This window comes from Flavobacterium sp. KH_001, from assembly GCF_057840745.1.
Genome location: NZ_CM174520.1, coordinates 4341410 through 4368140 on the forward strand (window position 1 = coordinate 4341410; position 26731 = coordinate 4368140).

20 protein-coding genes are annotated in these 26731 nt (G+C 34.8%); 16 read left to right on the top strand and 4 right to left on the bottom strand.

Features of this window, described 5'->3' with window-relative positions:
- Positions 1-190: 190 nt before the first annotated feature.
- Positions 191-1660, bottom strand: coding sequence for an MFS transporter (locus AC3ITQ_RS18555; RefSeq protein ID WP_489235623.1), 1470 nt, complete (start codon positions 1658-1660; stop codon positions 191-193).
- Between the two features lie 484 nt (positions 1661-2144).
- On the opposite strand from AC3ITQ_RS18555, the gene AC3ITQ_RS18560 reads away from it, so the two are divergent.
- The 10 genes from AC3ITQ_RS18560 (at position 2145) to AC3ITQ_RS18605 (ending at position 14686) form a co-directional block, all read left to right on the top strand.
- A complete protein-coding gene (locus tag AC3ITQ_RS18560) occupies positions 2145-3038 on the top strand; it encodes an alpha/beta hydrolase (RefSeq protein WP_489238951.1) in 894 nt (297 codons plus the stop codon).
- A 903-nt stretch (positions 3039-3941) separates the two neighbouring features.
- Positions 3942-4256: a hypothetical protein gene (locus AC3ITQ_RS18565; protein ID WP_489235624.1), complete on the top strand. Its 315-nt coding sequence runs from the start codon at positions 3942-3944 to the stop codon at positions 4254-4256.
- Positions 4257-4476: 220 nt separating this feature from the next.
- Positions 4477-5166 (top strand): hydrolase, encoded by a 690-nt coding sequence (locus AC3ITQ_RS18570; protein ID WP_489235625.1) that lies wholly within the window; start codon positions 4477-4479, stop codon positions 5164-5166.
- A gap of 91 nt (positions 5167-5257) precedes the next feature.
- Entirely contained in the window at positions 5258-7042 is a 1785-nt protein-coding gene (locus AC3ITQ_RS18575; RefSeq protein WP_489235626.1) for an amidohydrolase, read from the top strand.
- 5 nt (positions 7043-7047) lie between these two features.
- Positions 7048-8415 (top strand): alginate export family protein, encoded by a 1368-nt coding sequence (locus tag AC3ITQ_RS18580; protein ID WP_489235627.1) that lies wholly within the window; start codon positions 7048-7050, stop codon positions 8413-8415.
- Positions 8416-8613: 198 nt separating this feature from the next.
- Positions 8614-10875, top strand: a complete 2262-nt coding sequence (locus AC3ITQ_RS18585) for a CocE/NonD family hydrolase (RefSeq protein ID WP_489235628.1) — start codon at positions 8614-8616, stop codon at positions 10873-10875.
- Positions 10876-10891: 16 nt separating this feature from the next.
- Positions 10892-11455 (top strand): 2'-5' RNA ligase family protein, encoded by a 564-nt coding sequence (locus tag AC3ITQ_RS18590; protein WP_489235629.1) that lies wholly within the window; start codon positions 10892-10894, stop codon positions 11453-11455.
- Positions 11456-11601: 146 nt separating this feature from the next.
- Positions 11602-12525: a helix-turn-helix domain-containing protein gene (locus tag AC3ITQ_RS18595; RefSeq protein WP_489235630.1), complete on the top strand. Its 924-nt coding sequence runs from the start codon at positions 11602-11604 to the stop codon at positions 12523-12525.
- 338 nt (positions 12526-12863) lie between these two features.
- The gene (locus tag AC3ITQ_RS18600; RefSeq protein ID WP_489235631.1) at positions 12864-13589 is read left to right on the top strand and encodes an SDR family oxidoreductase; all 726 of its coding nucleotides are present in this window, start codon (positions 12864-12866) and stop codon (positions 13587-13589) included.
- A 332-nt stretch (positions 13590-13921) separates the two neighbouring features.
- Positions 13922-14686 (top strand): SDR family NAD(P)-dependent oxidoreductase, encoded by a 765-nt coding sequence (locus tag AC3ITQ_RS18605; protein WP_489235632.1) that lies wholly within the window; start codon positions 13922-13924, stop codon positions 14684-14686.
- Between the two features lie 132 nt (positions 14687-14818).
- Here AC3ITQ_RS18605 and AC3ITQ_RS18610 read toward each other — a convergent pair whose 3' ends face one another.
- From AC3ITQ_RS18610 to AC3ITQ_RS18620, 3 genes are all read right to left on the bottom strand, one after another.
- Positions 14819-15292, bottom strand: a complete 474-nt coding sequence (locus AC3ITQ_RS18610; RefSeq protein WP_489235633.1) for a hypothetical protein — start codon at positions 15290-15292, stop codon at positions 14819-14821.
- Positions 15293-15662: 370 nt separating this feature from the next.
- Complete coding sequence (locus tag AC3ITQ_RS18615; protein ID WP_489235634.1) at positions 15663-16361, bottom strand: LytR/AlgR family response regulator transcription factor; 699 nt, start codon at positions 16359-16361, stop codon at positions 15663-15665.
- Positions 16361-17398 carry a sensor histidine kinase gene (locus AC3ITQ_RS18620; RefSeq protein ID WP_489235635.1) on the bottom strand — a complete coding sequence of 346 codons (1038 nt, stop codon included), beginning with the start codon at positions 17396-17398 and terminating at the stop codon, positions 16361-16363. Before AC3ITQ_RS18620 ends, AC3ITQ_RS18615 begins: the two co-directional genes overlap by 1 nt.
- A 163-nt stretch (positions 17399-17561) precedes the next feature.
- Here AC3ITQ_RS18620 and AC3ITQ_RS18625 point away from each other — a divergent pair, with 163 nt between their 5' ends.
- From AC3ITQ_RS18625 to AC3ITQ_RS18650, 6 genes are all read left to right on the top strand, one after another.
- On the top strand, positions 17562-18947 hold the full coding sequence (locus tag AC3ITQ_RS18625; RefSeq protein WP_489235636.1) for a TolC family protein: 1386 nt from the start codon (positions 17562-17564) through the stop codon (positions 18945-18947).
- Between the two features lie 12 nt (positions 18948-18959).
- The gene (locus AC3ITQ_RS18630; protein ID WP_489235637.1) at positions 18960-22244 is read left to right on the top strand and encodes an efflux RND transporter permease subunit; all 3285 of its coding nucleotides are present in this window, start codon (positions 18960-18962) and stop codon (positions 22242-22244) included.
- Positions 22234-23319: an efflux RND transporter periplasmic adaptor subunit gene (locus AC3ITQ_RS18635; protein WP_489235638.1), complete on the top strand. Its 1086-nt coding sequence runs from the start codon at positions 22234-22236 to the stop codon at positions 23317-23319. Before AC3ITQ_RS18630 ends, AC3ITQ_RS18635 begins: the two co-directional genes overlap by 11 nt.
- 1084 nt (positions 23320-24403) lie before the next feature.
- A complete protein-coding gene (locus AC3ITQ_RS18640; RefSeq protein ID WP_489235639.1) occupies positions 24404-25273 on the top strand; it encodes a TolB family protein in 870 nt (289 codons plus the stop codon).
- Between the two features lie 90 nt (positions 25274-25363).
- Complete coding sequence (locus AC3ITQ_RS18645) at positions 25364-25774, top strand: hypothetical protein (protein WP_489235640.1); 411 nt, start codon at positions 25364-25366, stop codon at positions 25772-25774.
- 111 nt (positions 25775-25885) lie between these two features.
- Positions 25886-26626 (top strand): hypothetical protein, encoded by a 741-nt coding sequence (locus tag AC3ITQ_RS18650; RefSeq protein ID WP_489235641.1) that lies wholly within the window; start codon positions 25886-25888, stop codon positions 26624-26626.
- Positions 26627-26731 lie beyond the last annotated feature (105 nt).

A 26731-nucleotide genomic window follows, 5' to 3' on the forward strand; every position in this document is an offset into this window, starting at 1 on the left:
TTTAATTTAATGTAATCGATTGCACAAAATTATATTTTTATCTTTAAATATCATAATCCAAATGAAAAATTTACTTGTTTTGAGTTTAAACTTATAGTTTTTTCACTTATAAATAGATTGGAAGGAATTACAGACCAAACCTTAACTACTTTAAAATTAATTAATTGATCCTAATAAATGAGAATTCATTTTAAAGATTTGTAATCGGGCTATATTTTGGAACTAATGTTTTCATAACAATCCAACCGGTTAGGTAACAAATTGCACAAATTGAAAAAATGATAAAGTATCCGGCCTCAATTCCTTTAAAGCCCATAAAATCCATATTAGTTTCCTTTGCATGATCAAATAGAACTCCAGAACCTTTGTTGATTATAGTAGAACCAATACCACCGGCTAAACCTCCAATTCCGGTAATGGTTGCAATTGCTTTTTTAGGAAACATATCTCCAACAGTTGTAAAAATATTAGCCGACCATGATTGATGAGCCGCCCCCGCAATACCAATAATAATTACCGGAATCCAGTAACTAATATATCCTAAAGGCTGTGCAATCAATGCTAATAAAGGAAAAAATGCAAAAATTAGCATTGCTCTCATTCTTCCCTCGTAAGGGTTCATTCCTTTCTTGTCTACAAAGTAAGTTGGCAGCCAGCCGCCAATAATAGAAAGTAAAGTAATCATATATAAAACAAATAATGGTAATGCAGCTTCAGTAGAATCCATTCCGTACACCGAACTTAGATAAGCTGGTGTCCAAAATAGAAAGAACCACCAAACACCATCAGTCATGAATTTACCAAAAGCAAAAGCCCAAGTCTGTTTGTATTTAAAACAAGCTGCAAGAGACACTTTTGTGGTTGTTTCAGGAACATATCCTGCTAATTTACTATCTGCAATATCGTCTTGTTGAATGTACGCTAATTCTTCAGTACTAACCTTTGGATGTCTTTCTGGTTTATCATACATAAAAACCCAAAATCCCATCCATACAAATCCTAAAGCACCAATGATAATAAATGACATTTCCCATCCAAAAGATTCCGCTATAAACGGAATAGAAATTGGAGCTGCCAATGCACCAACAGTTGCACCTGCATTAAAAATACTGGTTGAAAAAGCCCTGTCCTTTTTTGGGAAATACTCAGCAGTAGTTTTAATTGCTGCAGGAAAGTTCCCTGCCTCACCTATTGCTAAAACAAAACGTGCAAAAATAAACAAGCTCACACTCACATTAATTACCATTCCGGTATCGTTAACCATGCGGATAGCATCTTTTGCACCTTCAAACCCAACAAACCAGTTTCCTGTAATAATTCCGGATGTTGCAATTCCACAAAATGCGTGCAAACAAGCACCAACAGACCATATTCCAATGGCCCATAAAAAACCTTTTTTCGTATCTAACCAATCCACAAATCTTCCGGCAAAAAGTAATGACACGGCATAAAATATTGAAAATAAAGCCGTAATATTTCCATAATCATTATTTGTCCAATGAAATTCAGGAGCTATAAAATCACTCCATGTCAAGGAAAGAACCTGTCTGTCTAAGTAGTTAATTGTGGTTGCAAAAAACAACAAAGCACATATACTCCAACGATATCTTCCTGTTGATTTACTAGTTTGTCCAATAGAAATTTCATTTGTTTGATTCATGGTAAGGGTTTTATTCTAATTTATAATTTGTGGTGTTTTTTGGTTAATCGATTTACTTTTAAGTCTTAACTTCAAAATCAATCTTTAGTGCAATAAAAAGCAAATAATGTAATCGATTGCACAAATATACTTTTAAATCTTAATAATACAAATAAATTATACATAAAATTATTTTAGTACTATAAATTAACATAACATGTAAAAAAAAGAACTCAAAATTACACATTAAACAATATATATGTTAAATAAGGATATGTGAAATTTGTCCGTTTTATAGGTAACAATTGTCCTGAAATCAATCTTCTCAAACCCCATTTACAAAAAGTATTTTTATTCAAAAAAAGACACTTGTCTATTGATTCAGGTTGGGGATTCAATAAAAAAATATAAATTTGAATATCTTGCTTATAAATTAATTAAAAACTAAATGCATCAAAAATTGAAAAATTCAAAACAAATCATAACCGTAAAATCTTTTTTAAGTATGGTTTTATTCTTCGGAATCGCAAATCAGCTACAGGCTCAAAACCAAGTAATTCCACTCTGGAAAACGATTCCACAAGAAATTAAGGCTCCTGACTATAAAGAAAAAGAAAGTCTAAAAGATGGGAAAATGGAAAGTACAAGTCAGGTTTCAATACCTACACTAAGTATTTTTTTTACAAAAGAGGTTAAACAAAATCAAACGGCTGTTATTATTCTTCCCGGTGGTGGGTACTCTCATTTAGCCTTTGATAAAGAAGGAACTAAAGTTGCAGAATGGCTCAATAAACAAGGAATTGTCGCTTTTGTTTTAAAATACAGATTACCAAGCGATTTAATCATGACAAACAAAGCTGTAGGTCCTTTGCAAGACGCGCAGGAAGCTATGCGTATTGTACGGCTAAACGCTGCAAAATGGAATATTGATCCCAATAAAATTGGTATTATGGGATTCTCTGCAGGCGGACATTTAGCATCTACGCTATCTACTCATTATGATGAGAGAGTATACGAAACTTCATCAAAAATAAGCGCTCGTCCCGATTTTTCACTTCTGATTTATCCTGTTATTTCTATGCAAAACGATATAACACACAAAGGATCGCAAACGAATTTATTAGGCAATACTCCTTCACAGGATTTAATTGATTTCTTTTCGAATGAAAAAAAGGTAACCGCTCAAACCCCTCCGGCTTTTATTATTCATGCGACAGATGATACCGTGGTATTACCCGAAAACAGTATCAATTATTATTTGGCACTTAAAAAAAATGGAGTTGTATCTGAGTTACATTTATATGAAAAAGGAGGTCACGGTTTTGGCCTTGGCGTAGAAGGTACCAGTAAACTCTGGACCAGGGATTGTGAAGAATGGCTTAAAGCTCATGGATTGTAATCTTGATTCTTTTGTAATTATTCTTTTTAGACATAGCCCACGGTTTCAACCGTGGGAAATAAATCTGAATATTAATATATAACTTCTCAAAATTTGGAATTAAAAAGGGTTTTTAAATTTGGCTAACGTGTAACCAAATCTAAAAACCCTACAAAAATTTTGACTTAATTGTATGTCTTGCAAATTTACACAATGAATTCACGTAAAGTAAATCGTCAAATTTTCATTTAAAAAAATGTTTCTCCAAAAACAGTTTTAAGAAGATCATTATACTATTAAAAAAGGTAAAACAGTATAACTTTTTGATCTTCTACAGCGCAAAACTACAAGCAACTTTCAAGAAAAACTTACGGTTTTCCTCATTTTCGTGCTTTTTTTTCACTTTTAACATTTCCTTTTTCCTCAATTTATTGTGTTCGTTTAAGTTACGTGTTTAATATATTTCGAGTTTCTAAGATTCTAAGGGACTGAGAGGCTAAGATTTAGGAAATTTTATTATCGAAAAAAACTTAAAAGCCTAGGATCTTAGAAACTCAGAATCTTTCTTATTCTAGATTAAGTTGAAAAGAGATTTTACACAATAAATTTGTAAAGTAAATTTGAAATTCTGTTTAAAGCTAAGATAAAAGCTTAAAAGCCTAGTATCTTAGAAAATCAGAATCTTTCTTATTCTAGATTAAGTTGAAATTATGATTTAAGAAATACCTTTGTAAAGGAAATTAGTTCATAAAGTTTCTAAACTAAGTCACTAAGATAATAAGATTTCTTTCTTGTCCTAGATTAAGTTGAAACAGGAATTTATGAAATAAATTTGTAAAGTAAATTAGACGTTCTATCAACAACTGAAAAGAAAGCCTTAGCGCCTCAGTCACTTAGAACCTTAGAACCTTTAAAAATAAAAAGATGAAAATATTTGAATTCTTAATACTCGGAAAAAACGAACCAATACTGGAGATTTTACTTCGCTTGGTGAATGCTTACGAAGACTGGAATGCAATAGGTTTCAGCGATGAAAATGCTGCTCAGGAATATTTTCTAAACAACAAAATAGACATTGTTCTGCTGAGTTCCGGAATCGAAGATCATGTCGAAAAAGAGTTTACTAATTTTTGTTTAAAACAGCAGCCCGATGTCGAAGTAATTGAGCATTTTGGCGGAGGAAGCGGTTTATTAAAATCAGAAATACAACATAGATTACATCTAAAAGGAAAAATTTAGGTACCCAAATTTTTCTCGTCAATGCCTTTTTATTAAACTTTTACGAAGATCGCCTAAACATTGACGATATATCGTTAAAATCACTATTGCCTTTTTTCAAAAATTCGTTATAAATCAACGCCTTGCAAACAAGGCACTGCTTTTGAATGCAATAAACTGAAAATCAAATTGAATATAAATTTTAAAAAACCTTTTTATTAACACACAAAATTACATTATCATGAAAAAATTAATCTCAACAGCAGTCTTATTATTCGTAACATTCATTGGATTCGCACAAAAACCAAGTCCAGCCTTATTAAACCCAACAAATCACACTTTGGTATTAATTGATTATGAAAGCCAAATGGCATTCGCAGTAAGCAACATTCCAATTGATCAGCTTCGTAACAATACTGCTTTAGTTGCCGGTGCTTCAAAAATATTTAAAGTTCCAACTGTTGTAACAACGGTAGCAGAAAAATCATTTAGCGGACCAGTTTTCCGTGAAATTGAAGAATTTTATCCTCAAAAAACGTCAAACTATATCGATCGTACTTCAATGAATACCTGGGAAGACGCTCCGGCTTACAAAGCCATAACTGAAAAAGGTAAAAAGAAAATTGTTTTTGGCGGTTTATGGACAAGTGTTTGTATCGTTGGACCTGCTTTATCTGCAATCAATGAAGGTTATGATGTTTACGTAATTACAGATGCAAGCGGTGATGTTTCTAAAGAAGCACACGAAATGGCCGTAACCCGTATGGTTCAGGCTGGTGCCCATCCAATCACTTCATTACAATATTTACTAGAATTGCAACGTGACTGGGCTCGTCAGGAAACTTATGTAGCAGTTACTGATTTAGTTAAAAAATACGGTGGTGCTTACGGTGTGGGTGTTCAATACGCACATGAAATGCTTAAACATTAATTCATTAGAATTGTTCTTGGTTGGTTATCTAAAAAAGGCTGTTTTAAGTTACAGCCTTTTTTTCTCCAAAACTTAAATAAAAACCACTATTATGAAACCAAAAGCCTTACTTTCAGCTTTACTTTTAATTCTTTCACTGCCTATTTTCGCTCAAGGCAAAAATGCCACACTTATCGTGAATCATGCTGTTATTCATACATTAGATGATAAAAATACTATTGTGGAAGCTATGGCTGTTGCCGATGGAAAAATCCTGAAAACAGGAACAAACAATGAAATCTTAAAATTAAAAAACAAAAAAACCACGATAATTGATGCACAAGGAAAAGTAATTATTCCTGGGATATTTGATTCTCACATGCACATTATTCGAGGAGGGAGATTTTTTAATACCGAATTACGCTGGGACGGCGTTCGTTCCCTTAAAAGAGCTTTAGCAATGCTAAAAGAGCAAGCACAAAGAACACCAAAAGGTCAATGGGTTCGTATTGTTGGTGGTTGGAATGCTTATCAGTTTGAAGAAAAAAGATTACCAACATTACAAGAAATAAATGAAGCTACAGGCGATGTGCCAACTTTTGTTTTGCATTTATACGGACATGCTTATTTGAATAAAGCAGGTTTGGAAACTCTAAAAATTGATGCGAATACTCCTAATCCAAATGGAGGTTTGGTAGAAAAAGATGCTGCCGGAAATCCAACCGGATTATTAGTAGCAGAACCAAACGCATTCATCCTCTACTCTACCCTTTCTAAACTTCCTGAATTAACTCCGGATGAAAAAATAAATTCGACCAAACAGTTTATGTCTGAAATGAATCGTCTTGGTGTAACGGCCATTATCGATGCCGGGGGCGGATTTCAAAACTTTCCGGATGACTATGGTGTAACAAACGGTTTATGCAAAGAAAGCGACTTAACAGTCAGAATGCCTTATTATTTATTTGCTCAAAAAGCAGGAAGCGAACTTAACGATTATACCAAATGGGTCAGCACTGTTGAAATTGGAGAAGGCTGTGACGATCATGACGACGATAAAGTAGAATATCATGCGCAGGGTGCCGGAGAAAACCTGGTAATGAGTGCCGGTGATTTCGAAAACTTCGATAAACCAAGACCAGAATTAAGTCCGGCGATGGAAGGGCAATTAAAATCGGTTTTATCATTGTTGGTTAAAAACAGATGGCCGTTTCGAATTCACGCGACTTATAACGAAAGCATAACCCGTTTTTTAAATGTTATTGAAGAGATTGACAAAGAGACTCCATTAAACGGATTATTGTGGTTTTTCGATCACGGAGAAACCGTTTCATTTGAAAATTTAAAAAGAATAAAAGCTTTAAATGGAGGTTTGGCTATTCAGCACAGAATGGCGTATCAAGGGGAAAGTTTTATAAAAAGATATGGCAAAACAGCTGCTGCAAACACGGTTCCTCTTAAAAAGATTCTCGAAATGGGAATCAAGGTCGGAATGGGGACCGACGGAACCCGTGTTGCCAGCTACAATCCATGGGTTGGTTTATACTGGCTGACAACCGGAAAAACATTGGGCGGAACAAAATACATGCTGGATGAAAATATTCAGGACAGAACAGCGGCTTTAAGATTATTCACTTACGGAAGTGCCCAATTGATTAACTTAGAAAAAGATCGCGGTATGCTTAAAACCAATAATTTAGCCGATTTTGTAATCCTGTCTGATGATTATTTCAATACTTCAGAAGAGAAAATTCTAAATATCGAATCAAAACTAACTGTCGTAAACGGTAAAGTAGTTTATGCTGATAATGATTTTAGAGCATACGCAAATCCAATTCCAAAAGCCATTCCCGAATGGAGCCCTGTTAACTATTATGGAGGCTATCAAAAAAATTAAATCACATGAAAATTATATTCCGATTATTGCTGCTTTTGGGGTTGATTTATACCGCAAATGCGCAACAGAAAATGGCATTCCAAAAGCTGCGATATGACGATGATTTGACTTATCTGAAAGATTCTACCAGAAATTGGTATGAAAAAATCAAATACATTCCACTTAGCGAAAACAGTAAATATTACGCTACTATTGGCGGCGAAGCAAGACTGCAATACACTTATACTGTAAACGACAAATGGGGAGATGACTCTGACGAAGGCGATGGCTATTTACTTTCACGTTATTTACTTCATGCCGATGTTCATTTAGGAGCTTTCAGAACTTTTGTGGAATTACAAAGCAGCTTGGCCAACAGTAAAATTGATCCAAGTCCTGTTGATGAAAATGAATTAGATATCCATCAGGCTTTTCTGGATATTGATTTTATTCGAAACGAAAATGAACAATTAACACTGCGTTCAGGAAGACAGGAAATGTCGTACGGATCGCAGCGTTTAATTGCCGTTCGCGAAGGCCCAAACAGCCGACTTGCTTTTGATGCGGCCAAATTGTTTTATAAAAAAAACAATTGGCAGACCGATGCTTTTTATACGCATCCTATTGTTAATAAATCTGGAACCTTTAATGATAGTTTCAATGAAAATGCGCAATTCTGGGGAAGCTACAATGTCATGCATAAAGTACCCTTTATTCAGAATATTGATTTTTATTATTTGGGATTATGGAAAAAAAGTGCTGCTTTTGACAATGCTATTGGAGAAGAAAATCGTCAGTCTATCGGAACCCGAATCTGGAAAAACAAAGGAAACTGGAAATATGATTTTGAAGGATTATATCAATTCGGAAACATAAATCAACAATCCATCTCAGCCTGGACACTTTCCTCTTTTGCCTGCTATACTTTTACAGAAGTGAAATTCAGTCCGGAAATTGGTTTGAAAACAGAGATTATTTCCGGAGATAAACATTCAGATGACAATCATTTAGAAACTTTTAATCCGCTATATCCAAGAGGTGCTTATTTTGGATTGGTTGCTTTAATTGGTCCGTCCAATTTAATTGATATTCACCCATCCATTAATTTCACCTTAACCGAAAAACTAGGTCTCGGATTGGACTATGATATTTTTTGGAGAGAATCTATTAGTGATGGTATTTATGCCCCAAATATGCAATTATTATATTCCGGAAAAAATACCACAGAGCGTTTTATAGGCTCTCAATTGATTACCAATTTAGATTATACTGCGAATGATTTCCTTGCCTTAACACTGGAATCTGGTTGGTTTAACGCAGGCTCTTTTTTAAAAGAGGTCGGAACAGGAAAAGATTATTTTTATGCGGCGTTAACGGCGCAGTTTAAATTCTGATGTTAAAGAATCGTAGATTCTATATATTTTGTGGGGATGGATTTTAATCCATCCTCGACACAAAGATTATTTTTATGCAGCATTGACGGCACAGTTTAGATTTTAAATACAATTAAAACCTTTATCCGTTTTATAAGAAATTTAAACTATTTTTGAGAAGAAAAATTTAAACCAAAACCTCAAAAATAATTTCCAGGCATGACGAAAAATATCCTAATACTATTGATTTGTTTCTCTTTTCAAATAGCAACTTCACAAAAAATATATTTCGATAAAACTCAATTCAGTGATAGTATCAACATTAGTAAAAACATGCCTCTGCTGGCAAAAAAAGTAGCACCAATCTATAAAAATACAGGTAAAGGAACGTTTTTAGACAGCTATGCCAGAATACAATTTGTTGCTGGAGATTATAAAGATATGGAGCGAAATTTTGTTACCTACTCACAAGAAATACTAGGTGACAGCATCGTAAATAGACCTATGGGATTTATTTATAAAACGTATGCCAGAACCATTACAAAAGCACCTAAATCAAATTCAGATTTTGAAAACACTTACACGGCTGAATTTTACAAGTTATACAACAGCTTTGATAAGGATGGAAAAACTTGGGCAGAGAGTTATTACGAAATAAAATTGGATGAAATGAAAACCAATTTTGAATCACAGCTACAATCCGCTCAAAAAAATGACAGTATTAGTACAGAAGATGCAGCTGTTTTATGCCGTCATTATTCACGCTTTTTTATTTACAGTAAAACACTTTCTATTGCAAGTAAAATAATTCAAAAAATAGAAGCGGACACTTATATAATTGATAAAAACATCATTATCACATTACCAAACAAAAGCACAATTTCTGGCACTATGGTCAGATACAGAAATGTATCCGAGCCACAACCGGTGGTAATGAAATATAATATCTATGCTGGAAACGAACTAAGTCAATGCAAAGAAATAGCCAATATGGGTTACGTTGGTTTTATTGCCAATACAAGAGGTAAAAATTTAAGTAATGATCCAATTGAGCCTTACGAACACGACGGCGATGATGCTTATTACATTCTGGATTGGGTTAGCAAACAACCATGGTGCAATGGCAAAATTGGATTATATGGCGGAAGTTATTTGGGATTCGCACAATGGAGTGCCATGAAAAAAGTACATCCTGCCTTAAAAACAATTGTTCCTTTAGTATCTGTTGGTGCAGGAATTGACTTTCCGATGCAAAATGGTATTTTTATGAGTTACGCTTTAAGATGGATTCACCTCGTTGCCAATAATAAATTAACAGATCTTGGTGATTTTCAAAACAATAAAAAATGGGATGAAGTTTTTTCTCAATATTATAAAAACGGCAGTAGTTTCAGAACGTTAGACCAAATCGAAGGCAATCCTTCGCCGTTGTTTCAAAGATGGTTAGATCATCCAGCCTATGACAGTTACTGGCAAAATATGACACCACAAAAAGAAGCTTTTGCCAATATAAATATCCCCATTTTAAGCACGACAGGCTATTATGATGACGATCAGCTTGGTGCTATGTACTATTACAATCAATATCAGAAATACAACAAAACGAACAACTATTATTTAATAATGGGGCCTTATGATCATGGAGGTTCGCAAGGATATCCCAAAAAAGAATTAGGAGGCTATGTGATAGATGAAGCAGCAAATATTCCAATTAATGCTATTATTTTCCAGTGGTTTGATTATATCCTAAAAGGTGCAAAACGTCCGGATATTTTAAAAGATAAAGTAAACTTTGAAATCATGGGTAAAAACGAATGGAAAAGCGTTCCGTCGTTAGATAAAATGCACAATCAGGATCTTACTTTTTATCTCAGCATTAAAGACACTAAATATTCTTTGCAAAAAATAGCTTCCAAAAAAACAACCTCTATTAATCAAATTGTTGATTTTAAAGATCGTTCAGAAATTAATATTTACAACGACAATTACGTAAATGGGTTTCCTAATGTTAGTGATTCTATTATTAAACCTGAAAAACACTTATTAGTTTTTGAAAGTGATCCAATTTCCGAACCTATAACTATAAGTGGTTCATTAAAAGCTTCCTTAAAAATAAGTAGTAATAAAAAAGACATTGATGTTGAGCTACAGCTTTATGAAAAAACGGCGAAAGGCCAATATTTTGCTTTAAGCAACAATATACAAAGAGCCAGTTTAGCAAAAGACAGAACAAAAAGGAAACTATTAGTACCAAACAAAATCGAGACTATCGATATCAATCAGACTTTTATCACTTCTAAAGAATTACAAGAAGGAAGTTCAATTGTTATTGTTCTGGGCGTTAATAAAAATCCAAATTGGGAAGTAAATTATGGTTCCGGTAAAGATGTAAGTTCTGAAAATATGACCGATGCTAAAGATCCATTAGAAATAAAATGGTATAGTAACAGCACAATTACGCTCCCGATCCTGAAATTATAAAGTCGTTTTTTATATAATGGAAAAGAAATATTCAGTTGTTTTTCATCCTTCAGAAGATGGAATTGAGATAATCAAAAAACTAAAACTAGAATTATTCAATATAATTGGATGGTACGGTAGCTGCAATTCTGTAGCGCATATTACAATTGGCGGGTTTAAAGCAGATGAAAATCAGCTTGAAAAATATAGACAAAAGCTTTCTAAAATTGCTGATACTTTAACGCCTGTTCAAATTTATTTAGATCATTTTGATGCCTATGAGGAAAGTCGGGCTTTCTTCATATCTCCAAGTGAAGACTCTAAAATAAATTTAAAGCCTATGATGAAAAAAATTCAGGAAGCACTTCTTATTCCCAGTAAAGACAGAAGCGACGATCCGCATATTTCAATAGGAAGAAACCTAACGCCCGAAAACATCAAAATTGCGCGTGATTTATTCACTACAATTAATATGATTTTTTTAGGTGATGCCATTATTTTAAGAGAATTTGATCCGATCAAAAAACAATATTTTATTTTAGAGACTTTTCCTTTTGGCAGCAATCCTCAGCCAGAATTAATTCAGGGGAGTTTATTTTAAGCTTTTGCCACAAAGGCACTAAGACACAAAGATTGGTCATTGCGATTACGCAATGAAAAAAATAAACTTTGCGTCTTAGTGCCTTTGTGGCAAATAAACTTACCCATCAAAATTTTTCGTATATTTGAATTTTACAATTCACACCTATGAAATCCCTAGATTCATTTTACCAGGATATTACCGAAGGTTCTTCCGTTGAACCAAGTTCATTATTACCCACCGACATCCAAAAAGAGATTGGTCATTTTAATGTATTTGACATCAAAGAACTACTGGAGAGAATGAAAGACAAGCCTTCTATGCCTTACGACAGAAGAGCTTACTACAAAATAAGTTTGATACGAGGCAAGAACAGATCTGAATATGCTGATAAGATAATCGAAATCGAAAAGCAGGGACTTTTATTCGCGACACCAAAAATCCCATACAATTATATACCGCAAGACACCAATCAATCCGGGCAATTTTGTGTTTTTACAAGCGAGTTTTTATCCAAAAACAAAAGCGGAATTGATTTAGACGATCTTCCCATTTTTGCTTCAGATGGTTATCCTATTTTTCAGCTTACGGATGAAGAAGTAGATGAAGTGGAATTGATTTTCAATAAAATACAAAAAGAAATCAACTCTGATTATATCTATAAATACGATTTAATTCGAAATTATGTAGCGGAGTTAATTCACTTTGGACAAAAATTACAGCCTATAACAGCATTATATTCTAAACATAATTCGGCAGCGAGAGTTTCGTCTTTATTTGCTGAATTATTAGAAAGACAATTCCCAATTGAATCACCACATCAGCGATTAGAACTAAGAACTGCAAAGGATTTTGCTGAAAGATTATCCGTTCACGTAAACCATTTGAATAAAGTTTTAAAAGAAAACACAGGAAAAACCACAACAGAATTAATCAGCACCCGTTTAATAAACGAAGCCAAAATCCTTTTAAAACAAACAGATTGGAACATTTCTGAAATCGCTTTCTCTCTAGGTTTTGAAGAACTGGCGCACTTTTCTAATTTCTTTAAAAAACAAACATCGTTCACGCCTTTAGCATTTAGAAGTTAATTTTTGTTTCAAGTTTCAAGTTTCAGGTTTGAAATTGGAGCTTTAGATATAGATTAATTAAAAAATCCGTAATAATCCGTGTCTTCGCAAGGCGAATCCGCGTCATCAGTGTTCAATTATATGTCTGTAAAATTTAACCGATCATTCTACTTCTGTAAGTAAGACATAAAAATGAGATTTTGAATTTTAAATTATTTTTTTTAGTTGACATTGATATTGATTTTTGTTATTGATTTTTGTTTACCGATTTGAATTTCGCAAACTTCGGTTTGAAATTTACAATTCCCCATCTCTGCTTTGCTCCTACCTTTGTCTTATCAATTTAAAAGATCAAAAAGATGAACTTAGCAAACAACAAAATTTTAATAACAGGCGGTGCCAGCGGCATTGGACTTGGCCTGACCGAACGTTTTATACAAGAAAACAATACCGTAATTATTTGCGGAAGAAGAGAATCTGTTTTAGATGAAGTCAAAGCAAAATTTCCAACCGTAATTACAAAAGTATGCGACTTGTCAGATGAAAAAGAACGTATAGCACTTTACGAATGGATTGCCCAAAATCACCCGGATTTAAATGTATTAATCAACAATGCCGGAATTCAAAAATGGGTTTCTGTAACCGATGCTGATTTTTATGAAAGCATGAAAACAGAGCTTAACACCAATATCGAAGCACCTCTTCATTTAACTTCTTTATTTATTCAATTAGAATCACTTAAAACGGTAATGAATGTAACTTCCGGATTGGCTTTTTCGCCTTTTGCAAAAGTTCCGGTTTATTCAGCTACAAAAGCTTTCTTCCGTTCGTTTACGCTTTCACTTCGTCACATTTTAAAAGCAAAAAACATTGAAGTGATTGAAATTATTCCACCAGCATTGAATACAGATTTGGGTGGAGTTGGTTTACATAATGCACATCCAAGCGTAGCTGACTTTATTGTTTCCATTTTCGAACAGTTAAAACAAGGTAAAAACGAACTGACTTTCGGTACGAGTGAAAAAAGAGTAAACGCAAGTGTTCCGGAATTAAAAGCTTCATTTGAGGCGTTACACGGGAATTAATTAAAAATTGAGAATTAAAAATTAAAAATCTGTGATGGCTATATTTTTAAACACATAGAAACATAGATAATTGGAACGTTTAAAAAAGGCATTTCATTTACCTAAAAAACACATAGAAGCTATGTGTGAGAAACTAGTTTCTTTCAATAACCTTTTACAGCCAAAGAAAAACTATGTTTCTATGTGTTTAAAATTTCTCTCGCAGATTTAGCAGATTTAGCAGATTTTTTAATCAATTTAATCCTTTAATCTGTGGCTATATTTCAAATAATCAACAATCTATATTCTATATTCTAAAAATCTAAAATCAACAATCTAAAATCTAAAATAAAATGGCAGTAAATACAAAAATCGCCTTAGTAACAGGCGGCAGCAGAGGTTTAGGGAAAAACATGGCAATCGCAATTGCACAAAAAGGAATTGACGTAATCATTACCTACAACAGCAAAAAAGAAGAAGCGGATTCAGTAGTAAAAGAAATCGAAAACTTAGGTCAAAAAGCAGCTTCGCTTCAATTAAATGTTGCGGATTCTGGTACTTTTGATTCTTTCTTTGGAAGTGTTTCTGAAGTCTTAAAAAGCACTTTTAAAACCGATAAATTTGATTTTCTGGTAAACAACGCCGGAATCGGAATTCATAATTCATTTATTGGAACAACAGAAGCCGAATTTGATCAATTGACTAATATTCAGTTCAAAGGGCCATTTTTCTTAACTCAAAAAGCATTAAACGTAATGAATGACGGTGGCGGAATCGTAAACATTTCAACTGGTTTAGCGAGATTTTCGTTCCCAGGTTATGCGGCCTATGCTTCAATGAAAGGGGCAATCGAAACCTTGACCAAATACCAGGCAAAAGAATTAGGCGCAAGAAAAATCAGAGCCAATGTTGTGGCACCTGGTGCAATCGAAACCGATTTTGGCGGAGGTGTTGTTCGTGACAATGAGCAAATGAACCAACAAATTGCTTCTGTAACCGCATTAGGAAGAGTTGGTTTACCAGACGATATTGGAGGTGTTGTTGCCTTTTTATGTACCGAAGAGGCACGTTGGGTAAATGCACAGCGTATTGAGGTTTCTGGGGGAATGATGTTGTAATTTTCAGCGGCAAACCTAACAGGTTTTTAAAACCTGTTAGGTTTCGTTATAGTTATAAAAAACAAAACCCGATAGATTTAATCTCTATCGGGTTTGTCGTTTCAATATATTGAATTAGTAAGTAAGCATAATTTAGTTTTTCTCTATGATGACATCAAAACCTCCGTTTTTATCGAAAACAACATCATAAAATCTGGAAGTTTTTTCAACCATCACTTCATAGGTTGTTTTGTTTTTATAATCTACCACAACTGCAATTTCTTTAATTGCTTTGGGTGGGTAATTTTTCTTTAAGTAGGCCTGTGCTTTTGCTGGTAACTGGCTTAACGGAATTTGCAATTCATAAGCTTTTAAAACGCCTAAATTGTCGTAAACGGCTAGCGCTTCTTGATTTGTATCTGTTTTGAATTTTGCTTCGTATCTAACTTCATCGTTATCATCTCCAACATATTCCATTGCCCAAACGGGTACTTTATTGGGATATTCTTTCTGAAATGTAAATAATACCTTTTCAGGAGGCGTTATTTTCTCTTTCATATTCGTTCCTTCCTGCGCCATCAAAAAACCGCTACACATAAAAAAAACAGCTATAAATACGTTTTTCATGATTTCAACTTTTAAATTAATTACGCTCAATTTAGCGTATTAAAAGTACTACTTTTAGGCAAGAAAAAATAGATTTCAGAGATATTTTTCAGACAAGACTTTATTTTTAAAAAGTATAAATACACCTTTAAATAAACATTAAAAAATGGTCATCACATCAATCAAAAAAGCCTGCGAAGTATTAATCTTCAACAGGCTTTTTCTTAAATAACTGAATTAGTAAGCAATCTTTTTTTGAATTGTGAATTGTGAATTATGAGTTGTGAATTTTAAATCTTACATTTTACGTCATCCATCTTGCATCTTGCTTCTTGCTTCTTGCATCTAAAATCTTGTCTCTTGCTTCTTGCATCTAACAGCTGGCATTTCACTACTTTTTAATTCGGTCAGACAATTCTCTTTTATAAGTAATTCCAATTGGGAGTTTTTCGTTTTTAATGGTTACAAAGTCTTTTTCCGTCGCATCAATTTTATCCAAAGCCACGATATACGATTTATGAATGCGCATAAAGCTCTTTTCCGGAAGGCATTTTTCTAATTCGCTTGTAGTTATCGAAGCCAGGTACGTTCTTTTAATCGTGTGCAGTTTCACATAATTTCCAAAACTCTGTGCGAATAAAAGCTGGTCCAATTCAATGTCCATAAAATAACCGTCCACTTTTACGCTGATCGAATTTACAGCTACTTCCTCTTCCTTGGCTTTTGCATTTTCTGTTGAAAAAAATCGGTCTACCGCTTTTAGAAATCTCGGAAAATAAATAGGTTTAAGCAGATAATCAATTACGCCATAATCATAACTTTCCAATGCAAATTCAGAATAAGCGGTCGTTAAAATGGTTTTAGGATGCGTTGGAATAATCTTGAGCAATTCCATTCCTGAAATCTCCGGCATATTGATATCCAAAAACATCAAATCAACGTGATTTTCGCGTAAATAATCCATTGCTTCAATGCCATTATAGCCCTGAAAAACCAATTCTAATTGCGGGTTTTGTTTGATGTAGTTCGCCAACACGTAATGCGCTGCCGGCTCATCATCCACAATTATACATTTCTTTGGGTCTTTCATTACAGAAACTTTTTGAGTTGCAATTTCAAATCAACGATGTAGGTGTTTTTATCATCCTGAATGTCTAATTTATAGTCTTTCCCATAAATTAAATTCAAACGTTCAATCGTATTTTTTAAACCAATTTTAGTAGAAACCACATCGGTCTTTTTCGTAGGAATTGAGTTCACCACATGCAAATGCAACAAACCGTTTTCTACCGTAACAATAATTCTCACAAAACATTTTTCAATAGCGCAGGTCCCGTGTTTAAAGGCATTTTCTATAAAAGCAATCAACAACATTGGCGACACTTTATAAGCATTTTCATTATCAATTTTACAATCATAAGTAATATCGCAACGGTATCCTACTCTTTCTTTTTCAAGTTGTACATAACTGTTTATAAATTGCAGTTCCTCTTCTAAAGATACGCATTGTTTGTTATTGCTTTCCAGTTGATAACGCATTAATTGCGACACTTTCATAATCAAATCCGGTGTTCTTTCCGGGAATTCCAAACTGATTCCGTAAAGTGTATTGAAAGTATTGAATAAAAAATGCGGATTCAATTGTCCTTTTAAAGAATTCAATTGCATTTGATTGAACAACAACGTTTCATCGGTTTGTTTTCTGTGAATTCTGTAGAATTTAAAAACAATAATCGGACTCAAAATACAAACCAAAGTTCCTAAAACACTCGCCAGCTGATACATATAACTCCTTTGATGCGAGTTCTGATACAAGCGGCAATTGCTGAACATATCGAGCATGGTAATCTCGTACAAAATGACCGAAAACACGAACACTCCAAAAAGCGTTAAAAAAATATAAGTTAAAGGACGACGGGTTTTGAATAATATCGGCAGCAAAAAAAAGCGATTGAACTGGGCGTGCATGTATAAGATGAAGTAGAAAAATATGCCCATTAAGACTGATGTCATGGAACTAAAGAGCATCCAGTCGTTTTTTAGTGTATATATAGTAAAGGAAAACGCGACGACGGCAATTTCCTGCCACCATTTGTTATCCAAGATGTTATCAAACTTTTTATTCATTTTAATTTTCAAATAGTTTACAAATTAACCACAAATATTTAATTATCATTCCCAATAAATGACAAATTCAATTGGTCATTTTTAATCGCATTACATCATTTAAGAAGGCTTATATCCGCATAAGAGAAATAATTTTGGGACATAATTTCACACTTTGAGTTTTATGTATTTCAAAAAAATTACTTTATTATTTTTCTTGATTTTTGCCTCAATTGGTTATTCACAAACCTTGTCTTTAAAAGAAGCAGTAAAAACAGGTCTTGAAAACTACGGTTCTATCCGGGCAAAAAGCAATTACACCAGTGCTTCGCGTGAGACTCTTAAACAATCCAAACGCGATTACTTACCGAATCTGAACTTATCAGCTCAACAGGATTACGGAACGATCAACGGACAAAATGGTGCTCTTTACGGATTAAATGGTTTGGCCGCTGCTTCTTCTGGTCCCGCTTTACCGAATCAAAACTGGAACTCTGCTTTTGGAGCACTTTATTTAGTCAATATGAACTGGGACTTTTTCACTTTCGGAAAAGCAAAAGAAAAAATCAATTTGGCTAAAGTCGATGTTCAGGCAAAAGAACGCGATTTGCAACAGGAAATGTTTCAACAGGAAATCAAGATTTCTGCTGCTTACTTGAATTTACTGGCAAGCCAAAGATTACTGATCTCTCAGCAAAAGAATTTAAGCCGCGCAGAAGTTTTCAAGAAGACAGCTGTTGCGCGTGTTAAAAACGGATTATTGGCGGGAGTCGATTCTACATTGGCTACAGCCGAAGTTTCAAAAGCTAAAATTTCTTTGAACCTCGCTCGCAATTTCGTTAAGGAACAAAACAATAAATTGGTTGATTTAATGGGTGTTGCACCTCAGGATTTCAAGACAGACACTTTGTTTGTGAATCAAATTCCGAAAGCCATTTTAACAGCTGAAAAAACAACTGATAGCCTTCATCCGTTACTTCAATATTACAAAACAAGAATCGATTACAGCGATCAGCAAACCAAATTATATAAGCGTTTTTATTATCCAACGATGAGTGCGTTTGGAGTTGTTCAAACCCGTGCTTCTGGTTTTGATACGAATTATGTTCAGGATCAAACGGCTTTCACCAGAAATTATTGGGATGGCGTAAATCCGGATCGTTCTAACTATTTAGTCGGAATTGGGATTAGCTGGAACTTGACCACACCGTTCCGAATGAGCAGACAAGTTAGCGCTCAAAAATTCGTTTCTCAGGCTTTGAAAGAAGAATACAATCAGGCGGACAGAGAATTAAAATCGCAAATGAGTTTTGCAGAAGATAAAATAAAAATCACGCTCGAGAATTTTGCCGAAGCACCAATTCAGGTCAACGCAGCTCAAAAAGCGTATCTGCAAAAATCGACTTTATACAAAAACGGCTTAACCGATTTAACCGATTTGACACAAACGATGTTTACGTTAAACCGTGCCGAAATTGACCGTGATATCGTCAACAACAATGTATGGCAATCGTATTTGCTAAAAGTAGCCGCATCAGGCAATTTCGACTTATTTATAAATGAATTTTAATTATAGATCCTAATGAATTTAATACGTTTTGCACTCCGCAAACCTATCTCCATATTGGTTATGGTGGCTGGTTTATTTTTCTTCGGAATTGGTGCCATAAAGGACATTAAGGTAGATATTTTACCGAAAATGAATTTACCGGTAATTTATATCGCGCACCCTTTTGGAGGTTATACGCCAGACCAAATGGAGGCTTATTTCGCTAAGACTTATGTCAACATTTTACCCTTTGCAAACGGTGTAAAATCGGTTGAAACCAAAAATATTCAGGGGTTAATGATTATGAAATTAACCTATTATGAAAACACGAATATGGCGCAGGCTGCTGCCGAGCTGAGTTCGCTTTCCAACAGAATCCAGGCGGCCTTTCCTCCGGGAACACAGCCTCCGTTCATCATTCGTTTTGATGCTTCCTCTTTGCCAATTGGGCAATTGGTTTTGAGCAGTAAAATCAGATCGAACAATGAATTACAGGATTTAGCCAACGTTTACGTTCGTGCTTCGTTTACTTCGATTCCCGGATTACTTTCTCCGGCACCTTTTGGAGGAAGTCCAAGAACAATTGAGGTTAATGTTGATCCCGATTTGTTACGTTCGCACAATATGACGCCGGATCAAATTGTTGAAGCGATTCGTATCAACAACCAAACGGCGCCATCCGGAAACGTGAGAATGGGTAATACCAATTATATTACACCAACGAATAATACCATTAAAGAAGTTAAAGATTTTGAAAACATTCCGTTGTTTAAAGGAAGCGTTCAAAACTTAAAATTAGGCGATGTTGCCACTGTAAAAGACGGTGCCGATATTACACAAGGTTATGCTTTGGTAAACGGAAAACGTTCGGTTTACATTAGTATTGCAAAAGCGGGAGATGCGTCGACCTGGGATGTAGTTCAGAAATTAAAAGCAGAATTGCCTAAAATTCAGAGTACACTTCCTGAAGATGTGAAATTATCATACGAATTTGACCAGTCGGTTTATGTAATCAACTCGGTAAAAAGTTTAATTACAGAGGGAATTATTGGTGCGGTTTTAACCGGATTAATGGTTTTACTTTTCCTTGGCGACAGACGTGCGGCTTTGATCGTAATCTTAACCATTCCAATTTCGATTATTTCGGGAGTTTTATTCCTGAAATTATTCGGACAAACGATCAACTTAATGTCTTTAAGCGGACTGGCTTTGGCAATTGGAATTTTGGTGGATGAAAGTACCGTAACGATCGAAAATATTCACCAGCATCTCGACATGGGAAAACCCAAGGCACTCGCCATTTGGGATGCCTGTCAGGAAATTGCGTTGCCTAAATTATTGATCTTACTTTGTATCCTAGCGGTATTTGCTCCGGCATTTACGATGGTTGGTATTCCGGGAGCGTTGTTCTTGCCATTGGCATTGGCAATTGGATTCTCAATGGTTATTTCGTTCCTGCTTTCACAAACTTTTGTTCCTGTAATGGCCAACTGGTTAATGAAAGGTCATGCGAAACACGAACATGGTCCTGAAATTACTGATGATGAAGCAGAGTTTAACGATTGCGGATTAACTCCGGAATCTGAGAAACATTTGATTACGCAGAAAAAAGATTACGTTGAAAGAACCGATACAGATGGAAACGGAAAAATAAGTGCTTTCGAGCGTTTCAGAATCCGATTCATGCGAACATTAGATCGCTTGTTTCCTTTCAAAAAAACAGCCGCTTTGGTTTATCTTGTTTCCGCTACACTTCTTGCGGTTGCATTTATTACGTTTATCGGAAAAGATGTTTTCCCGAAAGTAAACTCCAGTCAGTTTCAGCTGAGAATGCGCGCTCCTGATGGAACCCGTTTAGAGCGTACCGAAGAAAAAGCGGTGATTATTTTGAAAGAATTGCAAAAAATGGTTGGTAAAGAACATATCGGAATTTCGTCTGTGTATGTAGGACAACACCCATCGCTGTTCTCGATTAACCCAATTTATTTGTTCATGGCTGGTTCGCACGAAGCCGTATTCCAGGTGAGTCTGAAAGAATATCATGTGGATATGGACGACTTTAAAGATGAGTTCAGAGCGCGAATCAAGAAAGTATTACCAGATGTAAAACTATCGTTTGAGCCAATCGAATTGACAGATAAAGTGTTGAGCCAGGGTTCTCCTACTCCAATTGAAGTTCGTATTGCCGGAAAAGACAAAAAACGAAATGAGTTATACGCCAATAAAATTGTAGAAAAACTACAAAAAATAGCGTATTTCAGAGACGTACAAATTGGTCAGCCCATTCATTATCCAGCGATGAATATTGATATTGACAGAACCCGTGCTGCCGAATTAGGAGTTGATATGAATGATATTTCGAGATCACTTGTGGCTTCGACCTCATCATCAAGATATACAGAGAAAAATACATGGGTTGACGAAAGAGCCGGATTGTCGTACAACGTTCAGGTTCAGGTTCCGTTAAACCAAATGAAAAGCAAAACCGATATTGGAGAAATTCCAGTATTGAAAAACTCGCTTCGTCCGGTTTTAAGCGACGTTGCCAAAATTACACCCGGCTTTGTAAGCGGTGAAAATGACAATTTAGGGGCTATGCCATACATTACCGTTACAGCAAACATCAACCAGACCGATTTGGGGACCGCGTCTAAAGATGTAGCTGCAACAATAAGCTCATTAGGAGAACTGCCACGTGGTTTGTTCATTTCTCCAATTGGTTTAAGTAAGGTATTGGAAGAAACATTAAGTAGTTTACAAGTAGGATTATTGGTTGCCATTTTTGTAATCTTCTTAATGTTAGCCGCTAATTTCCAATCGTTCAAGGTTTCGCTGGTTATTTTAACAACTGTTCCGGCGGTGGTTTTAGGAGCGTTATTGATGCTGACTATTACAGGTTCAACCTTAAACTTACAATCGTATATGGGAATCATCATGTCGGTTGGGGTTTCGATCGCGAATGCCGTTTTATTGGTTACCAATGCCGAGCAATTGCGTAAGATAAACGGAAACGCCTTAGAGTCGGCGCGTGAAGCTGCGGCGCTGCGTCTTCGTCCGATTATCATGACTTCGGTGGCGATGATTGCCGGAATGTTGCCAATGGCAATTGGTCATGGTGAAGGTGGCGATCAGGTTTCTCCGTTAGGAAGAGCGGTTATTGGCGGATTATTATTCTCGACCTTTGCCGTATTGCTAATCCTGCCGCTTATCTTTGCGTGGGCGCAAGAACATACAACGACACAATCGGTTTCTTTAGATCCTGAGGACGAAGAAAGCATCCATTATATCTCATCATTAAACTCGAAAAATGACAAATAAAATACAAATTAGCGCGCTGTTTTTTGCAGCACTATTTTTCCTGAACAGCTGTAATTCTAAGAAAGAAGAAGCGCCTGTTGCAGAATTGGAACCTAAAACAGAAACGTTTCTGTTAGAGAAAGAAAAACTAACAACCGAATTGCGTTTGCCAGCCGAATTAACCGGTTTTCAACAAGTAGATTTGTATGCTAAAGTGAGCAGTTTCGTAAAATTGCTTAAAGTTGATATTGGAACTAAAGTAAAAAAAGGACAACTTTTGATCGTTTTAGAAGCGCCTGAAATCAGTTCGCAACTGGCTGCAGCCGAATCAAGATTGAAGTCGATGGAAGCTATTTACGCGACCAGCAAAAGTACCTATAACCGTTTGTACGAAACCAGCAAAGTGGAAGGAACGATTTCTAAAAATGATTTAGAAATGGCCAGCGGAAAGAAAAATTCTGATTACGCACAATATCAGGCTGCGGTTGCAGGACACAAAGAAGTTTCGATTATGAGAGGTTATTTGGAGATTCGTGCTCCGTTTGATGGTGTTGTAGCAGCAAGAAACGTCAATTTAGGAACATTTGTTGGTCCGGCAGGAAAAGGCTCCGATTTGCCTTTATTGACGATTCAGCAGCAGGATAAATTGCGTTTGGCGGTTTCTGTTCCGGAATTGTACACGGGATATTTACACACAGGCGACGAAATGACTTTTAACGTAAAATCATTGCCTGAACCTTTTACAGCAAAAATCACAAGAATGTCTGGTGCTTTAGATTTAAAACTGCGTTCAGAACGTGTAGAAATGGATGTTCAAAACACTAAAAAAGATTTATTACCCGGAATGGTAGCTGAAGTACTTTTGCCGCTTAACGCGAAAGACAGCACCTTCGTAATTCCGAAAACGGCTTTGGTAAGTTCTGCTGAAGGTACTTTTGTAATTAAAGTAATCGATCACAAAGCCACAAGAGTCAATGTAAAAAGAGGAAGAGAAATCGACGATAAAACCGAAATATTTGGCGACTTAAATCGCAAAGACAAACTGGTAAAAATTGCCAGCGAAGAAACTAAGGAAGGCGACATCATAAACGAATAACCTGCGTTTTGCTTTCTGTTTAGTGATTACCAAAAACTGTACGCAATTCATTGCGGCATTTTAAAATTAGATTTGGTTTTAAAATGTAAATTAAAATTTGCCTAAGAGGGCGGTGCTATCGGTACCGCCCTTTTTTTGTTTTCGTAAGTTTGGGAGGTTTTGGAAGTTTCACAGAGATTCGCTAAGATAGCACGGAGGTTCGCTAAGTTTTTGTTATCAGGCTTGTGAATTAATCTCGCAATCCCGATAGCTATCGGGAGCAAAGACGCAAAGTTTTTCCCTCTTATTTTTTGTCATCCTGACGAAGGAAGGATCACACTAGAAGCTCGACAAAGATTGGCAAATCACTATGCGTAGAATGGATTAAAATCCATCCCTACAATATCTTTTGTTCCTCCGGAACTGCTCACAAAAATTCCATCAGTACGGCTTACAGGTACAGTTTGTCATTTCGACGAAGGAGAAATCCCCGCAAGTAGCTCGATAAAGATTGGAATTTGGAATTTTAATAAGAAGCTATTTTCCGCTGTTCCTTCCAAACGAAGTTCACTGAACTCCGATTAAAATAAATATTATAGTGAAGTAATCTTTTGTGGTGAACCTCACCACAAAAGGATTTTCCCTCCCATCGGGGCTAGGGCATTCATTTTCAAAAGGAATAATCAGGTATAAGTACTTGGTTGTTTGGATTTGTAAATTGATATTTTTGATAGAAGTTTTATATTAAGCTGGAATAATATTAATTGATTTAGGTTATGTTCATGAGTGGGACTTTCGCGCCAGCAAGGATAATTGAGAATTTAAAAAGAAAAGCTAGAAACATCAAGTGTATTGATTAGAAAACATTTGGAAAGCCTAAAAGAATATATAAGTATTAAGAACACCGTTTTCCAAAATGTTGATTTCGAAGCCCTATGCAAAATGTCTCTGTCTTTGCATAGTAGCACTTTATTTAGTCCGAAATTAATAAATTGAAATTTTGTTTATCTTTAGAACTAAATACTAAAATGCACTAATACGCAAATTCACAGAATATTAATATTGATTTTAAAGAATTAGCAATATTTAATAAATAGAAAATAACATGAAAATCACTTTTTCTTTTATGCTACTATTTTTGACACTTTACATAAATGGACAGCAAACTCCCACTCTATTTGAACCGAATACTATTTCTAATGATGGTCAATTTGGTTTAACAATTTCTCCTGACTCTAAAATAGCGTTATGGGTCCTGTCTAAAGGAAAAAGAGATTCATTGACAATAATGGAGTCTAGAAAAGAAAATGGAAAATGGACTAAACCACTTATTGCTTCTTTTTCGTCATCAATAGGTGAATGGAAGGATATAGACCCTATGTTTTCTCCCGATGGCAAGACGGTCCTTTTTCAATCAAACAGAAACACAAATAGGTCATCTGACAGGAAAGATTTTGATATTTGGGCGGTAAACCTTACTGACACAGGCTGGACAAAACCTTATAGACTCGAAGGCAGTATAAATTCGGAAGCTTCTGAGTCATATGCCTCAATAACCAAAGAGGGCACCATTTATTTCATGAAAGAGAATGAGAACAAGACAGGATTATCCGATATCTACTATTCAATATTAAAGGATGGAAAATATCAGGAACCTCAAAATATAGGTTTACCTATTAATACAAACGAAAGAGAATCAAACCCGTATATTTCTCCAAATGGAAAATACATGCTCTATTTCTCATCAGATAAATCCGGATTTGGAGAAGTTGACCTGTACATCACTTTTAAAAGAAAAAATAAATGGACTGCTCCAAAAAACTTAGGAAGTCCAATTAACTCAAAACTTTCAGAATTTTGCCCGTTTGCTCACGAAAAAGAGAAAAGACTTTATTTTTCCAGACAAGAAAAAGATGGTGATCGATTCAAGGAAAATCTATATTTCATTGACTTTGATGTCAACAAGTATAAATAGCTCTGCTCCCCTGCTATCCCTACCGTCCCGCTCGTGAACGCAATGAATTAAATTATATATTTGTTTCTTAAATACCGCAAACAAAAACAAATGATCAGAATCGAATTCGAAAAACCCATTAAAGAAATCTGTAGTTGTTGCAACAATGAAATTGTCAAACTCACTAGATTTGTTTATAAAGACGAAGACGCGTTTGCTATTTACTATTTAAAATTCACAAAAGGGCATGAAGGCAAATATGCACTCGGAATAATTAGTATTGGCGATTGGGACTCTGATGAACCAAAAAATAGATTTGCATTTCCATTTCGAATTTGGACTAATGAAGATAATTTTCAGGTTGGTTTAATGGACAAAGAAGATTCACACTGGAAACAAGATTTACTTGGAAATATTTTAGATAGAAAAGAGGCATTAGAACATCCTTTGATTCAGGAAGTATTTCATATAACGGATCATATTGTTGAGGAGGATGAAGTATTAATTCAATACTTTAATTAATAGAATTCTTTTTCCACTGTAGAGCTCGGCTAATACTTTCATTTCGTTTATCAACGTAAAGGAAAATCTCCTTCTATGGCAAAATCTTACCTATCATAAAAAAAATAAAGAATGAAGAAAATTATCTTTCTATTTACATTATTAATTTGCTCTATTTGCTCAAGTCAAAAAAAGAAGATTGATAGTTTATTCGTTGAATTCAAAAAAGCTTCTTTTTATGAAAAAATTTATCCTGTTAAACTACAATTAGAAAATTATCAGAAACCAATTATTCCAGAATTAATTAAACTTGTTCAAGATACAAATTTTGTAAAATTGACAGGAACAGGAGATTTAATTTATCCAGGCGCAGAAAAATATTATGGACATGGCCATTATATTCCTTATGATTTGGATTGGATTTCTATAAGAGCAGGATGGTTATTAGAGGAATTAACTTTTCAAAATTTCGGATACCAAACTACTAACATTTACGGTTTAAAGCAGGGAAATAATCCTGAAAAAGAAAATCTAAAAGAGTTACAAAAACTACAAGCCAAAAAAGTTGAAAAGTGGTGGAAAGATAACAGTAAAAAATGGACCAGACTTGAATCCATAAAAGAAGCACTCTCTTCAAATGACGAAATTAGAGTATCTAAAGCAATTCAGTTTTTAAGATTCGGAGAAACAAAATGTGATGGACTTAATAGAGAAGTTTTTCTTAAAGAAATAAAACCATTAGCTTTAAAATTAAAAGATTCAAATAACAAAGACATACAAGAAATTGGAGCTTTATTAGAAAATGAAAATCTAGATTATTGGTTGCAAAAAATGGAAATGCTAAATAAAACAGCAAACAATACACGCCTGTAGCTCCTGCTAGTGTAATCATCTCATTTGTGAACACAACAACAAAATCCAAATAAAAAACCTCGACTTTTTAAAATCGAGGTTTTTTATTTTATTCAAATTCTAAAG